The organism is Cyclobacterium salsum, from assembly GCF_010119245.1.
Lineage (GTDB): Bacteria > Bacteroidota > Bacteroidia > Cytophagales > Cyclobacteriaceae > Cyclobacterium > Cyclobacterium salsum.
On sequence record NZ_WNKG01000003.1, the window covers coordinates 403,044 to 417,732 of the forward strand.

Consider the following 14,689-nt stretch of genomic DNA (forward strand, 5'->3'; position numbering starts at 1 on the left):
CAATGTGAAATGGGCAGCGGAATCCCGATATGATAATAACGACTACTAAAATGTGGAGCAAAGTGAATAGCAGCTGGTATATTAGAGATTTGGCTACTTAATGAAAGCTATTATAACATCTAGCCCTTGCCATAGCTCGCCCAAGTCCAATCCCATCAATCTCTTTCAATCTATTTCACAATCAGCCCAGATCAATCCTGTTTTTATTTTGCCATTTATTGGATTTAAGATGTCATTTAATTTAACTTGGATTTTAATTTTGAATTTCTGCCCAATTAACCCAAGTCTTATGTGCCAAATCATTTCCTTCTTTCGTTTTTTTGGTAAACGATCAATTTGGGTTTATTTGGTTCGGTTGGTATTATTTCTGAATTTGTTTTTCTTCCTTAAGCCCGATGGCCAGGCACAGTCATCAGAAAAGATCCCTGTTTTAATTGTGGATGGGTTCAGCAACCACGATTGGAAACAAACTTCCGCGGTTACAAAATGGATTTTGGAAGAAAGCGGTTTGTTTAAAGTCGAAATAAGCACAGTTCCTGAGGACAGCATAGCAAGGCAATCCTGGCTTCCAACATTTGACCAATATGCTGTGGTCATTCAAAACACAAATAACATCCACAATTCCAGTTTAAGTTGGCCCAAAGTAGCCGAAAGGGCATTGGAAAAATACGTGGCCCGGGGAGGTGGATTATATATCCTTCATTCGGCCAACAACGCATTTGCCCATTGGGAAGCATACAATGAAATGATAGGGTTGGGTTGGAGATCCCAGTCGGTGGGCACGTCATTGGAAATCGATTCAAAGGGAAATATAAAGCGATATTCCCCGGGTGAGGGGAGAGGCACCGGGCATGGTGAGCGCTTTAATGCCCTTATCCAGATTTTAAACCGACACCCGATCAATCAGGGTTATCCCGAAGCCTGGCAGACGGTGAATACCGAAGTTTACTACTTTCCACGAGGGGACGCAAAAAATATTGAGGTGTTGTCTTATGCTAATGATAGCACAAGTACCCAACAAAACTGGCCAGTTGAATGGGTGGTTGAGTACGGGAAAGGCAGGGTTTATAATTCATCACTGGGGCACCTTTGGGAAGGGGAGATCTTTCCTCCGGCTTACCGCTGTGCGGGTTACCAAACCACTGTGGTCCGGGTCACCGAATGGCTGGCCACAGGCAAAGTGGATTTTCCGGTTCCATCTGATTTTCCTACTGCTGGTTCGCCTAGCCTGAGAAATCCAACTATGGAATAGAAATAGAAAGCCATAAGCACTTAAAAATCAAACCAAATTAAATGAAGAACCTGTTTGTTTGCCTATTCAGCCTGCTTTTGTGTAGCGGCATCTATGCGCAAGAGTTCGAAAAGCAGCCCGCTGCCAATTTTGATCAAGAAAGAACCGGAATTCCCAAGGGAAAAATAGACACCATTCACTATGACTCAAAAACGGTGGATACAGTCAGGCGGGCTTTCGTCTATTTGCCCCCTGGATATTCGGAGGCAAAGGACTACCCCGTCTTGTACTTGTTGCATGGCATAGGTGGAGATGAAGAAGAGTGGTTGAGGGGCGGGGCTCCCCAGGTTATTTTGGATAACCTTTATGCGGATGGAAAGCTTGAGCCCATGATCGTAGTCCTTCCCAATGGCCGGGCCATGAAAGATGACCGTGCCGGAGGAAATGTGATGGAGCCCGAAAAAGTGGCCGCTTTCGCCACCTTTGAGAAAGACCTATTGAATGACCTTATTCCTTTTATTGAAACCAATTACAGGGTGATAAAGGATAGAGAAAGCAGGGCTTTAGCCGGTTTGTCCATGGGAGGAGGGCAATCTCTTAATTTTGGGCTTGGTAATCTGGATACGTTTGCCTGGGTAGGTGGTTTTTCCTCTGCTCCCAATACCAAGGCACCTGAAGCGTTGATTCCCGACCCGGAGGCAGTAGAGGACCGATTAAAGGTGTTGTGGCTTTCCTGCGGAGATGAAGACCGGTTGCTCCGCTTCAGCGAACGCACCCATGAATACCTCGAACAGCATGGGGTTCCCCATATTTATTACATCGAACCGGGTGGACATGATTTTAAAGTATGGAAAAGTGGGCTCTACCTTTTTTCCCAATTGCTCTTTAAACCGGTGGACCCGTCGGTTTTTGGAAGTTATGAAGTTTCAAACTGATTTAGTTTTAATTAAGGAAGATATCTTAACAATTAAACTCTTTCAAGTTTCCATTCAACCTGTCGCCTGCGGTGCCTGAGCTCGCCGAAGGCCAATCCCTCTCAATCTCCTCCAATCTCTTTCAATCTCCTTCAATCTCTTTCAATCTCCTTCAATCTCTTTCAATCTAATTCAATCCCTCTTCAATCTCCTCTCAATCTCCCTTCAATCTAATTCAAACCCCTACAACTGCTTCAGCGGATTCACCAAGGGCTTCCCCAATTCCGGAATGGATATTTCAAACCGATCTCCGTCCCGTACATCAATGCCATCGGCAAAGCTGGCCACGGCGGTGCCAAAATAATGGACATGCACATCGCCAGGCTGCTTGAAAAGCTCGTATTTGAAATGATGGTGTTCCAGGTTGGCTATATTGTGACTCATGTTGGCATTTCCTGTTAGAAAATTCTTTTGCCAGACCACTTTACTTCCCCTTTTGATTGCACTTACTCCCTCCAGGTGATCCGGCAGTTCACTGATCAGCATTTCCGGACCGTAGGCGCTTTGGCGGAGTTTGGAATGGGCCAGGTAGAGGTAATTGATTTTCTCCATTTTGTGGTCTGAAAACTCATTTCCCAGGGCGAAGCCCACCCGAAAAGGGTTGCCATCAGGATCGATAACGTAGAGTCCTGCGAGTTCGGGTTCTTCTCCGCCATCCAGGGCGAAAGAAGGGGAGACCAGGGGATGACCGGAGGGCACCACACATAAACCGTTGCCCTTGTAAAACCACTCGGGTTGCACGCCGGGTTCACCATCTACCATTTTGCCATCGTCCAGCCCCATCTGAAACATTTTCATGGAATCGGTCAGTTCATCAGGCGCTGCACTTTCCAGTTTCTGGTGCATCTTGTCCCGGGAGGCAGCAGATCCCAGGTGGGTTAGTCCTGTTCCTGTAATCCACGATCGATAAGGGTCTGGATGCGCCAGGGGCAGCAGGATTTGGTTGTTGGCGATTAGGGGCTCATAGGGCACCTTTTCCTTGCCTACCAATTCTTCAACCAGTTCAACGAGGGACTTGTCCGTCTCAAATGTTTTTTGGGTCAAGCCATAGGTGCTTTTAATATCCTTTAAAACACGAAGATGATCCCCGTCTACCAGGCCTACCTGGCTGGTTTTGTCTTTATTTTTAAATTGTACGATTCTCAATTTTATATGGATTAATGGTTAGAAAAGGGAGAAGTTAGCATGGTCAGGGATAAAAGACAAGAAAATAGGCATCTAAACGGATTTCTCAATTCGGAAAAAGGAGCGGCTGTTTCTTCTAAACAGAAATTTTCCGGTTACCTGAAGTCTGATTACCAAAGAAACTATTCTCTTTCCCCAGCCCATCAATCTGATACCTGAGCCTGCCGAAAGCCCACCTCCCCTCAATCTCCTTCAATCTCCTTCAATCTCCCATCAATCTCCCTCCGAATTCAACCCCTCCAAATAAGCGGTAAGATGTGCCACATCGCTTTCATTCATGTCCAATTCGGCAGGTTCCGGCATGATGCTGCGGGCAAACCGCTTCCGGGAAGCAATATCTTCGGAAGGTATATTGTAGGCTTCATTTTGCATGCCTTCCAGTACCACAATGGGCCCATCTGCCTGGAGAAAACCGGCGGCTACCGTTCCATCTTTTAAGGTAATCAGCCACATTTCATAGCCAAAAGCTACCCCTGCACTGGGATGGATGATGGCATCCAATAAGCCCTCCTGATCCAGTTTGGCTCCGATCATGCTCAGGTCAGGACCAATGTTCCGTCCTTCCTCACCAATGCGGTGACAAGTGGCACACTTGCCCTGATAAACCAGCTTTCCTTTGGCAGGTTCGCCTTCCAGGGCGGTAATTTCCGACACGGATAGCGGGGCAGGTTTGGATGGATGGGTGAAATAATCTCCGGCCAGCACCCGCGTGGCTTGCTCCGGATTTTTGAATAGCTCCCCGCTGATTTCTGTTTTCAAATCTTCCGACAGGGCTTCTTTGTCTGCCAGGGCCAGCAACATTTGACCGCCAATTCGGTCCCCTGCCATTGTTTTAGCAGCCTTGATTTTATCAGCTTCGGAAACGTTGGTACTTACCAGGACGGATTTTAATTCCAACATTTCCTGCTGGATTTCCGGGCTGAGATTGGCTTCCAGCTCCGGTATTTCCATGGTAAAGGCATTCCATTCATTGTTTCTGCGGTAACGCAGCCACCAGAGCGCCCGTTCGTTTACTCCTAACAAGTCCGAGGCGGCTATTTCCTGCATGGCATTGACCGCTTCCTGATCATGGATAAATCCCAGCGTTGCTACCGACTGCTGCCGCTCGGCAGCGGATAGTTCTGGGGAAAGTGCCCTTTCCTTTAGGCTTTCGATCGCCTGATTTGGGTGCAGGCGCCAAATCAGGTCGGCATATCCAGGTTGCCAGGTAAGTGGATCGCCTCCCATTTCTTGTTGCAATACCGGGAAGATTGCTTCTTCTTTTCCATCCATGGCCAATCCCAACGCTTCTACGTAGTACCGGTCACCGCCTTCGTGCTGGGAGGCCAGGGCAATTAAAATTTCTTCTACTTGATCCTGGGGTAGATCCCGAAGGGCCACCGCCACTTCACGGCGAACTGCCGGAGAGGGATCGCTGCTCAATTGACGGGCATAGGGTAAAAAATCATCCTTCGCCTGACGCAACGCACGGAAAGCAGTTAGCCTTAGGTCTGGATTGTCGGCATCCAACTGACTTTCAACGGCCGCTATTCCTGCCTCACCCATCGTTGCCAGCAACCAAATAGCGCGGGCCTGATGGTAAGGGTTTTCGTCAGTCAAAATTTCCTTTACCGCTTCCACAGCTGCGTCTCCTTTTTCAGCCAACAGCGCAAAACCCGCATTTCGCACATTAACGGCTGGATTCAATAGTGCTGCTATTTGCCCTTCCGTGCTGTTTAGGTCAATTTCAGGTTTGGGCAGGTTTTTACCCTTGGGGGTAATGCGGTAAATTCTCCCGTATCCGGTACTGTCAATCATGCGATGACCTCCTACCATGCCGTCATACCAATCGGCCACATAGATGGCTCCGTCCGTGCCCACCACTACATCACTGGGCCGAAACCATTTGGATTTATCTTCATCTGTTGCCCGGCTTTGGGCTTCTTCTACCTCTTCTTCCCTGAGAGACGTGATCAGATTATGGCGTTTTAGTTTAAATCCGGCTCCCGTTGGTTCGGGTTTGTAGGCAAGAATTACATTACGGCCTGCCTCACCCGCAAGTAAGGTACCGCGGTATTTTTCTCCCATTAAATCACTTTCGTAAAAGGTGACTCCGGTAGGCGATCCGGCACCCGTACTGTCTCCCATTGGGATGACTCCCGGATCATCCTGGTGCCAGTGAGCGGTTACGGTAGACTGACCCGGACGACGGTCTGCCTGCCACCTTCGCGATCCATCCGCATTGAAATAGCCCATATTGCCCCCTTCCATCAGCCAGGAAACACGTACGCCTTTATTTCCATCATCGTCGTTGTCATTTTGCCACATATTCCCATAGGAATCAAGGGCCAGCTCGTAGGAATTTCTAAAATTATGGCCCAGCACTTTCATTCCGGTGCCGTCCGGATTGACCCGCAAGGCAATGCCTCCCACCCACATTTTCCCATCGTCGCTGACCATTCCCGGCTTGTTATCTTTCATATGCGGCGAACCACCATTGTATAAGCTTCCGGAGCGGAGTGTCCAGCCGCTTTTATCGGTGACAATATGTGGCCCGGCATTGCCAGCATTGAAGTAGTATTTACCGTCGGGTCCGGCCACCACTGCATGCAAGCCGTGGTCATGGTCCAAGCCCCCAAAACCCGTTAAAAACACTTCTTTATTATCCGGATTATCATCCCCGTTTTCGTCGGTATAAATGATAATGGAGGGACCACTGGAAACGATGACCTTGTTTCCAATAACCGAGATGCCCAATGGAGCCGTCAGATCACTGTCCTGAACAAATACTTTTGATGTATCCGCTACCCCATCTCCGTTCGTGTCTTCCAGAATCATCACCCGATCCCCTGCTTCATGGTTTTTGAATTTTTCCGGATCATTTCGGAACAACCGGTAATTTAACGCTTCGGTCACCCAAATCCGGCCCCTGGCATCCACATCCATATTGGTAGGATTAAAAAACTGAGGGGATTCAGCCCATAAGGTGGCTTCCAAATCTTCCGGTAAATACAATTGGGTGCTGTCTGAATAATATTTTTCACTCAATGAAAAAGGAGTTTCCGGTTCCTCTTTTTTACAGCTGAATGTAACTAACGAAATGACCAGAATGGTCATTCCATAAAGGGCTTTTTGGAAGATTTCCGGGCTTGATGTAAGCAAATTGCTAGGCATGTTGGGTGAAATTTAATTGGCCAATTGAGGGCGTTAATACTATGATTAATTTACAATTAGCTTTAAAAGTAATAAAAAATGAAATCAAAGGAAAGTATTGTTTTTTCAGGTCATCACTATTTTTATTCTTTCGGAAATAAATGGTAATTGAGCCCGAAAGAGATGCCCATCAGGTGATACCGATGGAAATTCCAAGTTTTTCAGCAATTTCCTTGTGGCTGAAAGCTTCTACCACATGTAGGGTAAAGACCATCCGATAGGCCGGAGGGAGGCATTGCACCAATTTAAGGATATCTTCAGCATGCAATTGGGATAGGGTCTTTTCAGCATCCGGCCGGTCTACATCCTGCACGATTTCCACATGTTGGTCATTGTATTTTTTATTTTTCCGATAATGGTCAATAGCCGTATTGATTAGGATTCTTCTTAACCAGCCGGCAAAGGATAGGTCAGGTGAATACCGCTTGATCTGCGTAAAAACTTTCAGGAACCCGTCATTGAGAATTTCTTTGGCTTCTTCAGGACCGGATGAAAAGCGAGCGCAAATACCCATGGCGTAGGGATAGGTATGTTTGAATAGCTCATATTGTGCTTTGGATTGGCCCTGGCAGCATTGGTCAATGATTTTTTTTAGTTTAGGGGAATCGTGCAGGTTCATATGTAACTACATCACGTTAAAAAGGAATGGATGGGTTGCCTGAGGGGCAAAAAGATTTTTGAACGGAGTATTAAATGCCTTGAATAGTGATACAAGTAGATAAAATTTCCTATTAAAGTGGGCTGGAACATGCTATATGGAAAAATTCACGAAACTAAAAATTGTTGTTTTCATTTTAATTAGTTAAAATAAACGATTAATATCCTGATTATACCAAGCTAATTACCTAATCTCATGACAAAACGCAGAGAATTTTTAAAGAAATCCGCCATAAGTTCCGCAGGAATTACCATTGGGGGGTTGGGATTCAGTGCAAAAAGTTATGCTTCCATCATAGGGTCAAATGATCGCATTAACCTTGCTCAAATTGGAATACGAAACCAGGGAACTGTACACATTAATGATTATTGCAGCCTGAAGGACAGTCATAATGTGGTTTTAAAGGTGCTTTGCGACACCGATGAAGCACTCTTTGATTCCAAATCCAAGATAGTTGCCGATAAGACCGGCACCAGGCCTGAGCTGGAATGGGATCTAAGGAAGGTGCTGGAAAACAAGGAAATCGATGCGGTATCCATGGCTACACCCAATCACTGGCATGCCTTGGGGACTGTTTGGGCCTGTCAGGCAGGAAAGCATGTCTATGTGGAAAAGCCTGCATCCCATAACCTATGGGAAGGTAGAAAGATGGTGGAAGCTGCCCAAAAGACTGGGTTGACGGTGCAGGTGGGGTTGACCAACAGGGCCTATAATAATGTAAGGGAAGCCATGCAGTTCCTTCATGAAGGAGGTATCGGAAAGCTATACATGGCCCGTGCGCTTACGTACAAATTACGCAATTCCTACGGCACCGCAAAAGATTCCAAGCCCCCGGCCAATTTTCACTATGACCTTTGGTTGGGCCCGGCACCTTACCGCCCCTACAATGAGAAGCGCAGTCACTACAACTGGCATTGGTTCTGGGATACGGGAAACGGCGATTCGGGAAACACAGGTACCCACCAGCTGGACATTGCGCGTTGGGGACTACAGAAGCATGAACATCCCGAAACCATCTATTCCATGGGAGGTTTATACGGTTTCAATCAGGATGAATGCCAGCCCGACAACTGCAGCCCCGGCACCATGGTTTATGGAGATGTGGAAACCTATGGGCATGACAAATCCATGCAGGAAACCCCCAATATTCAGACTGCCCTATTTAAATATTCAGATGGGACCCTTCTTGAATATGAGGCCCGGGGCAGGTATACCAACCAGGAGGGGAGCGACGGCAAGGAAGTGGGTAACCTCTTTTACGGATCGGAAGGTTGGCTGGAAATCGCCGGTAATAGCTGGAGAGCGTTCCATCAGGGGGAATCCCAACCATTTGCCAGCTCAAAAGACAGCAGTTCTGCGCAGGAGGCCACGCTGTTCTCCAATTTCATTGAATCAATCCGTTCCGGGAATCATAAGCTGCTCCAGTGTGATATGCGGGAAGGTTTTTATTCCAGCACCTTGCCCTTACTGGCCAATATTTCCTATCGGGTGAAGCGGGAACTGAAATTTATGGGCGATTATGAAAAATTCGCCAACGATTCAGAGGCGGACATCTTGCTTTCCAGGGTATACCGGGAGCCTTATTCCATTCCTAATTCGCTTTGATAGATCAATCTTTACGCATAGTTATTTACATTCGGAATTTTGGGGCTTTTCAATTTCGCATCATTTGCTCTGGCCGTTCCAATCGACGATGTTGCCAATTTTAAAGTAAAAACCTTGATTTTACTCTCCTGAATTATCTGGATATCGCGTATATTTAGCTATTTGAACGATTCAATTCCAATTGAAATGTTTCTAACACAAAAAAATAAAACAATGTTAAGAAAAAAGAAAATATTTACTACCCTCTTTATCCTCGTGATGATCAGCCTGGATAGCCTCCTGGCCCAGGGCAACCGACCCATTTTCGAAGAAATGCCGGGAATGGTTTCCTATACCTACCGGGATAGCTTCTCCAAAGACGTGGCAGCCACCCTCGACACCTTGCAGGCTATGGGCATCAAAGACATGGAATTTTCCAACCTCTTCGGTAAAACCGCTGCGGAAATAAGGCAACTGCTCGATGAGCGGGACATGTTTTGTTCTTCTTTTGGAGTCGGTTATCCTGATTTGGTCAATAAAACGCAGGAAGTGGCGGAGAATGCTAAAATCCTGGGGGCAAAATTTGTCCGTGTGGCCTGGATACCCCATGAGGCACCTTTTGACCTTTCAGATACCGAAAAGGCCATTGCGGATTTTAATAAAGCAGGAAAAATTTTAAAGGAGGAGCACGGGCTCACTTTTTGTTACCATAACCATGGGTATGAATTTTATCCCCATGAAAACGGGACCCTCTTCGACTACCTGATGGAACAGACCGACCCGGAATATGTAAGCTACGAAATAGATATCCTGTGGACCTTTTTTCCAGGTGTAGACCCTGCCGCCTTGATCCATAAATACCCAGACCGCTTTAAATTGATGCATCTGAAAGACCTTAAAAAAGGGGTGGAGGGCAACATGTCAGGAGGCACACCGAAAGAAAACGACGTGGTGCTGGGTACGGGCCAACTGGACCTTCCTGCCATACTTAAAGCAGCAAAGGAAGCGGGCATTGAGCATTTCTACATAGAAGATGAAAGCCCGATATATTACCAGCAGGTGCCCAAATCCATAGCATTTTTACAGGGTTTGAGGTATTGACCTTACCAAATTACCGTCAAGAAATCTTCTTGAATGGAAAATCCGTATTGTATTGTGTCAATCCCGCAAACAGGAACATGACACCCAATCTGGTGTCGTGATGGAGCGGGTTTTGATCGTGTTGATTGGCAGGATATCCGGACTCAAAGTTTGGATGATTGCTTTTAGCCGTTTAATTGGCTAATTTTAAGAAGGTAAATTATTAAATACCATGGCAACTGAAGTAGTGAAACGCTTGATCAATGTGGATGAATATTACAAAATGGCCGAAGTTGGAATCCTAAAGGCAGAAGATCCGGTAGAACTTATTCACGGAGAAATTTTTCAGATGAGCCCGATAGGAAGCAGACATGCAGCGATAGTTGATTCCCTTGCCAAGGTAATGATTCAACTTTTTGATGGTGAAGCCATTGTCAGAGTTCAAAATCCAATTAGATTTGATAATAATAATGAGCCAGAGCCAGATATCTCCCTATTGAAATATAGGTCGGATTATTATGCTACCGCACATCCAGGATCTGCGGATGTGCTTGCCCTTATTGAAGTGGCGGGCGCTTCCATCCGTTTTGACAGGGAAGTGAAAGCCCCACTGTATGCTGCACATGGCATTCCGGAATGCTGGATAATTGATCTGGAAAACAATCAAATCGAATTCCTTTCCAAACCTCAAGTGGATGCCTACACCGAAACCCGTGTTTTTGGGCCTGGTGATGAGGTATGGCTAATAGGTGAAAAATTTTCCGTAAATGAATTGCTTATTTTGGACTAAAAAAACATGTGTTGTGAATTGAGCCAGTAGAACCCGGAACTTTTTCTTATTGTGAAAAGCTTCATACTATTCCTAAGTTGAAAGATTTTTATTTGATTGGAGGTGCTGCCTTATCCTTTTTTTTAATAAGCTTAGGATTTCGATAGCTTTCGAATGGTTAACAAAGCAGGTTTTTAATAATCAACTTTTTGTGGTTCAAAAATTGCAGGTAGTTCTTCAAATTTGAAATATGAAACTTTTCCAATGCCAGCGTTGCGGGCAGCCAGCCTATTTTGAAAACACAAGCTGCAGTAATTGTAAAACCTTACTGGGTTTTGATCCCATTCAGTTGGACCTGCTTGCGCTTCCTGAAATGGGAAAGGAGGGAGAATTTATAGATACAGTTGGCAATGCTTACCGCTATTGTCAAAACCAAAAACAGGAAGGCTGCAATTGGTTGATTTCCCAATCCGATCCCAGTCGATTTTGCAGGGCTTGCGCCCTAAATCGGGTCATCCCGGATTTGGCTAACCCAGCCTACAAAAGAAGGTGGCAAACCATTGAAATGGCAAAGCACAGGTTGATCTATGCCTTATTGCGCTGGGACTTGCCGTTTTTTCCGCGGAATGAAACGACCGGAAGCGGATTGGGCTTTGATTTCAAGGCAAGTCAAAATCAGGAAAACGTCCTGACCGGGCATGCCTCCGGTATCATCACGATGAACATCGCTGAAGCAGACGATGTGGAACGGGCCATGGCTAAAAAGGAAATGGATGAGGTATACCGTACTGTTTTGGGCCATTTCAGGCATGAAATAGGACATTATTATTGGGAGGTCCTGGTCGCTGGATCGGAAGGCCTGGAAGAATTCAGGTCTCTTTTTGGAGACGAGCGGGTTTCTTACGCCAATGCCCTGAAAATACATTATCAAAATGGTGCTCCCTCCAATTGGCAACAAAACTACATTTCTTCTTATGCCAGTTCCCACCCCTGGGAAGACTGGGCAGAAACATGGGCGCATTACCTGCACCTGGTTGATACTCTGGAAACCGCCTTTTCCTTTGGATTGACCATCAATCCAAAGCTAGAAAATCATCCCGCCGGTACTTCCACCCTTATTTCGGAAGATCCTTATCTTTGCGCTGATTTTTCAAAGTTGCTCCATCAGTGGATACCCCTGTCTCTGGCATTAAACAGTCTGAATAGAAGTATGGGCCTTCCTGACAGTTATCCTTTTGTCATTTCACCCGTAATCGCTAAGAAAATGGCATTGGTTCACAAACTAATCCGAAAAGGAGCCGTTAGCCATTAATTCTTCTTTTTTTCCGTTGAATATTCCGGTGGGATACGCTGCTAATCCTATTTTTCCTGCTGTAATCGATTGGATCTTTGGTTCAAAAAACAGGGCAATGTTAATAGGTAGTTGAGTAACAGAAACAGTACTATAAATGGATAAATAATGTATTCGTAAATAATAGTACCTACTTGTATACGTAATTCATTATAAAATTCTATATTTATCCTGAATTTAAATTTTTATTGATTAAAATACAGATAAAAATGACGCGCATTTATTCACTTTTTTTAAGTCTGTTTGCTGCCGGATGGTTGCTGGCTTGTTTGCCGGAGGAGGGGGATACGAATCCACAAGCCAATTTACCAGCGAAAACACTTACAAATCAGGCTTACGGAACTCATCCGCGCCAAATTTTTGATATCTACCTTCCAACCAACCGGCATGAAAATACCCCCACCCTGATTCTGGTTCATGGGGGAGGCTGGAAAGAAGGTAATAAATCGGACATGAATCCATTCCGGGATTTTTTACGTGAGCAGCTTCCTTACCTGGCGGTAGCCAATCTTAATTATAGGCTGGCAGATGCTTCGAACAAGCCCTATCCTATGCAAATCGAAGATATCAGTTCCCTGGTGGCTTATTTGGAGGAACATCGGGAGGAATATCAGCTTGGTAGTCGGCTGGGCTTTCTTGGAGTTAGTGCTGGAGGCCATTTGTCGCTGCTATGGAGTTATGCCCATGATACGGAAAGCAGGGTAGAGATGGTTTGTAGTGTGGTAGGCCCGACTGACTTATTGGATGAATCCTACCGAACCACCACAAATGAATACTTGCGGGAAATGTTGGACTTATTTGGGGGAAATGAAGAGCTGCTGACGGCAGCGAGCCCGATCTATCAGTTGCAAGCCGAGTCGCCTGCTACCCTACTTTTTTATGGGGGGAATGATCCGTTGGTTCCCAGTTCGCAAGGAATGCGCCTTAGGGACAGGTTGTCGGAGCTTGAAGTAGCACACGAATTTCATTTTTATCCCAATGAAGGCCATGGATGGCTGGGATTGAATTTGCTCGATAGTATGGTTAAACTGAAAGCGTTTATAGACAGACAGCTCCCGGATATACCTTGAAACAGGGCGTTTGCTTTGTTTCAGGGATGGTAATTTTTAAGGGGCTGAAAGAAATCAGACGGTTTATTTTTGAATTTTTCCGGGATCGGGGAGTCATATTTTCAAATTCCGAAAAAAGATTTAATCCCCTACGAAATAGTATATTAGTTTTAAATTGATAAATAAAATAGCATATTAACAATAATTTTTAAGCTATTTCATTCTTAAGCAAATTTTTATAGCTTTGTCTTTATTGTATCAAACGAAGAACGAATGCATTATATGCTATTTTTGGTCTTACTTTTTGGAATTTCCCTAAAAGCTGAAGCAAAAGAAGATAGTTTAAAAAAAAGAGAGCACAATCGGGTACTGAAAATTGGCCAGGATTATGGTACAGATAAAAGTAGTCTGGAATTGCCGGTGAGCAGTCGTACGGAATTTTTGAACCGGGACACCACCTGGTTAAAGGTAGGAGGGGCTTTTCGCCTGAATAATATTTACACGCACTACGAAGGAGAGACCTTTCCTTTAGGAACTTTTTTAAGAAATGAATGGACCTGGGACACCTGGAGAATAAATGTGGATGCCTATAGTGAAGGGATTCAACTTTCCTTTGAATACCGGTTTTACCCAACCTTTAACACCCATTTTCTAAAATACGGTTGGTTAGGGTACCGGTTCAATGAAAAAACCAATCTTAAAATGGGGGTGACGCAAGTTCCATTTGGTCTGTTAACCTATGCTTCACATAGTTGGTGGTTTCAGCTCCCATATTACCTGGGGTTGGAAGATGATTTTCAGATGGGATTTCATCTTTCCCACCAGATAGATGACTGGCGACTGGATGGGGCCTATTTTTTATTGGCTGAGCCCAGAGGCACCAATGAAGCTACTTTTGGAGCCTTTTCTACCGCCAGGTACTCTTATGATGTGGTACCCATTCCTGGAAACTCCAACATCGAGCGGCATCAGGTCAATCTCCGGGCAGTAAGAACCTGGTCCGGGCATGAACTTGGAATTTCCCTGCAGCACCATGAATTGTATAATTTGCAAACCGGTCATAAGGGATCGAATTTGGCAGCATCAGTACATCATGAGGCGAATTGGGGTAATTGGAATTTGAAAGCAGAGGCGATTTATTATACCTATGACGATGTAAGAAACGATGATGGGGAGGTACTGGATGTGGTACAAATGGGTGCTTACGGCTTTGGCACGTATGATGTGGCCAATAGCGCAGCACTTTACGTGATTGGATTGGCCTATGACATTCCGTTGGATTGGGGGCCGGTCAGTAACGTTCAGTTGTACAATGATTACACCTTGATGGAAAAATTCACTTCAGAACAGGGACGGCCAGCCTTTGCCTACCGAAAATCCCAGCAAAATGTTTTCGGAGCATTGGTGAGCGCCGGTCAGGTATACGCTTATTTTGATGTGGCCATGGGCTACAATCATCCCTGGTTGACCAATACATTTGGTGGAAATGCCTTGGGTACCGGAAGGGGAGTCGATTACAGGCAGCCCATTTCGGATCTAAACCCCACTGCTTCTGATCCAGGTTGGAATACACGTTTGAACATAAATATTGGTTATTATTTCTAAATAAAAGATTT

Annotated in this window: 11 protein-coding genes; 8 read left to right on the forward strand and 3 right to left on the reverse strand. The window is 45.4% G+C overall.

Annotated elements, in window-relative coordinates; translation table 11 throughout:
- The first annotated feature begins 289 nt into the window (after nucleotides 1-289).
- Together GJS45_RS07060 and GJS45_RS07065 are read left to right on the forward strand one after the other, a co-directional pair.
- Nucleotides 290-1,252, forward strand: coding sequence for a ThuA domain-containing protein (locus GJS45_RS07060; RefSeq protein WP_162340761.1), 963 nt, complete (start codon nucleotides 290-292; stop codon nucleotides 1,250-1,252).
- A 41-nt stretch (nucleotides 1,253-1,293) separates the two neighbouring features.
- Nucleotides 1,294-2,166, forward strand: a complete 873-nt coding sequence (locus GJS45_RS07065; protein WP_162340762.1) for an alpha/beta hydrolase — start codon at nucleotides 1,294-1,296, stop codon at nucleotides 2,164-2,166.
- A 222-nt stretch (nucleotides 2,167-2,388) separates the two neighbouring features.
- On the opposite strand, the gene araD1 is transcribed toward GJS45_RS07065, so the two are convergent.
- The 3 genes from araD1 to GJS45_RS07080 all read right to left on the reverse strand — a co-directional run bounded on the left by araD1 (nucleotide 2,389) and on the right by GJS45_RS07080 (nucleotide 7,201).
- Nucleotides 2,389-3,351 carry an AraD1 family protein gene (gene araD1 / locus GJS45_RS07070; protein ID WP_162340763.1) on the reverse strand — a complete coding sequence of 321 codons (963 nt, stop codon included), beginning with the start codon at nucleotides 3,349-3,351 and terminating at the stop codon, nucleotides 2,389-2,391.
- 252 nt (nucleotides 3,352-3,603) lie between these two features.
- Complete coding sequence (locus tag GJS45_RS07075; protein WP_162340764.1) at nucleotides 3,604-6,543, reverse strand: PVC-type heme-binding CxxCH protein; 2,940 nt, start codon at nucleotides 6,541-6,543, stop codon at nucleotides 3,604-3,606.
- Nucleotides 6,544-6,712: 169 nt separating this feature from the next.
- Entirely contained in the window at nucleotides 6,713-7,201 is a 489-nt protein-coding gene (locus GJS45_RS07080; RefSeq protein WP_162340765.1) for an RNA polymerase sigma factor, read from the reverse strand.
- 234 nt (nucleotides 7,202-7,435) lie between these two features.
- Between GJS45_RS07080 and GJS45_RS07085 the strand changes: the two genes are divergently transcribed.
- From GJS45_RS07085 to GJS45_RS07110, 6 genes are all read left to right on the forward strand, one after another.
- The gene (locus GJS45_RS07085; protein WP_162340766.1) at nucleotides 7,436-8,845 is read left to right on the forward strand and encodes a Gfo/Idh/MocA family protein; all 1,410 of its coding nucleotides are present in this window, start codon (nucleotides 7,436-7,438) and stop codon (nucleotides 8,843-8,845) included.
- A gap of 213 nt (nucleotides 8,846-9,058) precedes the next feature.
- Entirely contained in the window at nucleotides 9,059-9,925 is an 867-nt protein-coding gene (locus GJS45_RS07090; RefSeq protein WP_394366574.1) for a sugar phosphate isomerase/epimerase family protein, read from the forward strand.
- Between the two features lie 211 nt (nucleotides 9,926-10,136).
- Nucleotides 10,137-10,694: a Uma2 family endonuclease gene (locus GJS45_RS07095; RefSeq protein ID WP_162340767.1), complete on the forward strand. Its 558-nt coding sequence runs from the start codon at nucleotides 10,137-10,139 to the stop codon at nucleotides 10,692-10,694.
- A 229-nt stretch (nucleotides 10,695-10,923) separates the two neighbouring features.
- Entirely contained in the window at nucleotides 10,924-11,985 is a 1,062-nt protein-coding gene (locus tag GJS45_RS07100; RefSeq protein WP_162340768.1) for a zinc-binding metallopeptidase family protein, read from the forward strand.
- A 248-nt stretch (nucleotides 11,986-12,233) separates the two neighbouring features.
- A complete protein-coding gene (locus GJS45_RS07105; RefSeq protein ID WP_202928047.1) occupies nucleotides 12,234-13,094 on the forward strand; it encodes an alpha/beta hydrolase in 861 nt (286 codons plus the stop codon).
- Between the two features lie 252 nt (nucleotides 13,095-13,346).
- Nucleotides 13,347-14,678: a hypothetical protein gene (locus tag GJS45_RS07110; protein ID WP_162340769.1), complete on the forward strand. Its 1,332-nt coding sequence runs from the start codon at nucleotides 13,347-13,349 to the stop codon at nucleotides 14,676-14,678.
- The last annotated feature ends 11 nt before the right edge of the window (nucleotides 14,679-14,689 follow it).

Bases quoted from the DNA above. Each gene is read 5' to 3' on its own strand.
- GJS45_RS07060 (WP_162340761.1), top strand. From the start codon at position 290: ATGTGCCAAATCATTTCCTTCTTTCGTTTTTTTGGTAAACGATCAATT.
- GJS45_RS07065 (WP_162340762.1), top strand. From the start codon at position 1,294: ATGAAGAACCTGTTTGTTTGCCTATTCAGCCTGCTTTTGTGTAGCGGC.
- GJS45_RS07075 (WP_162340764.1), bottom strand. From the start codon at position 6,543: ATGCCTAGCAATTTGCTTACATCAAGCCCGGAAATCTTCCAAAAAGCC.
- GJS45_RS07080 (WP_162340765.1), bottom strand. From the start codon at position 7,201: ATGAACCTGCACGATTCCCCTAAACTAAAAAAAATCATTGACCAATGC.
- GJS45_RS07085 (WP_162340766.1), top strand. From the start codon at position 7,436: ATGACAAAACGCAGAGAATTTTTAAAGAAATCCGCCATAAGTTCCGCA.
- GJS45_RS07090 (WP_394366574.1), top strand. From the start codon at position 9,059: ATGTTAAGAAAAAAGAAAATATTTACTACCCTCTTTATCCTCGTGATG.
- GJS45_RS07095 (WP_162340767.1), top strand. From the start codon at position 10,137: ATGGCAACTGAAGTAGTGAAACGCTTGATCAATGTGGATGAATATTAC.
- GJS45_RS07100 (WP_162340768.1), top strand. From the start codon at position 10,924: ATGAAACTTTTCCAATGCCAGCGTTGCGGGCAGCCAGCCTATTTTGAA.
- GJS45_RS07105 (WP_202928047.1), top strand. From the start codon at position 12,234: ATGACGCGCATTTATTCACTTTTTTTAAGTCTGTTTGCTGCCGGATGG.
- GJS45_RS07110 (WP_162340769.1), top strand. From the start codon at position 13,347: ATGCATTATATGCTATTTTTGGTCTTACTTTTTGGAATTTCCCTAAAA.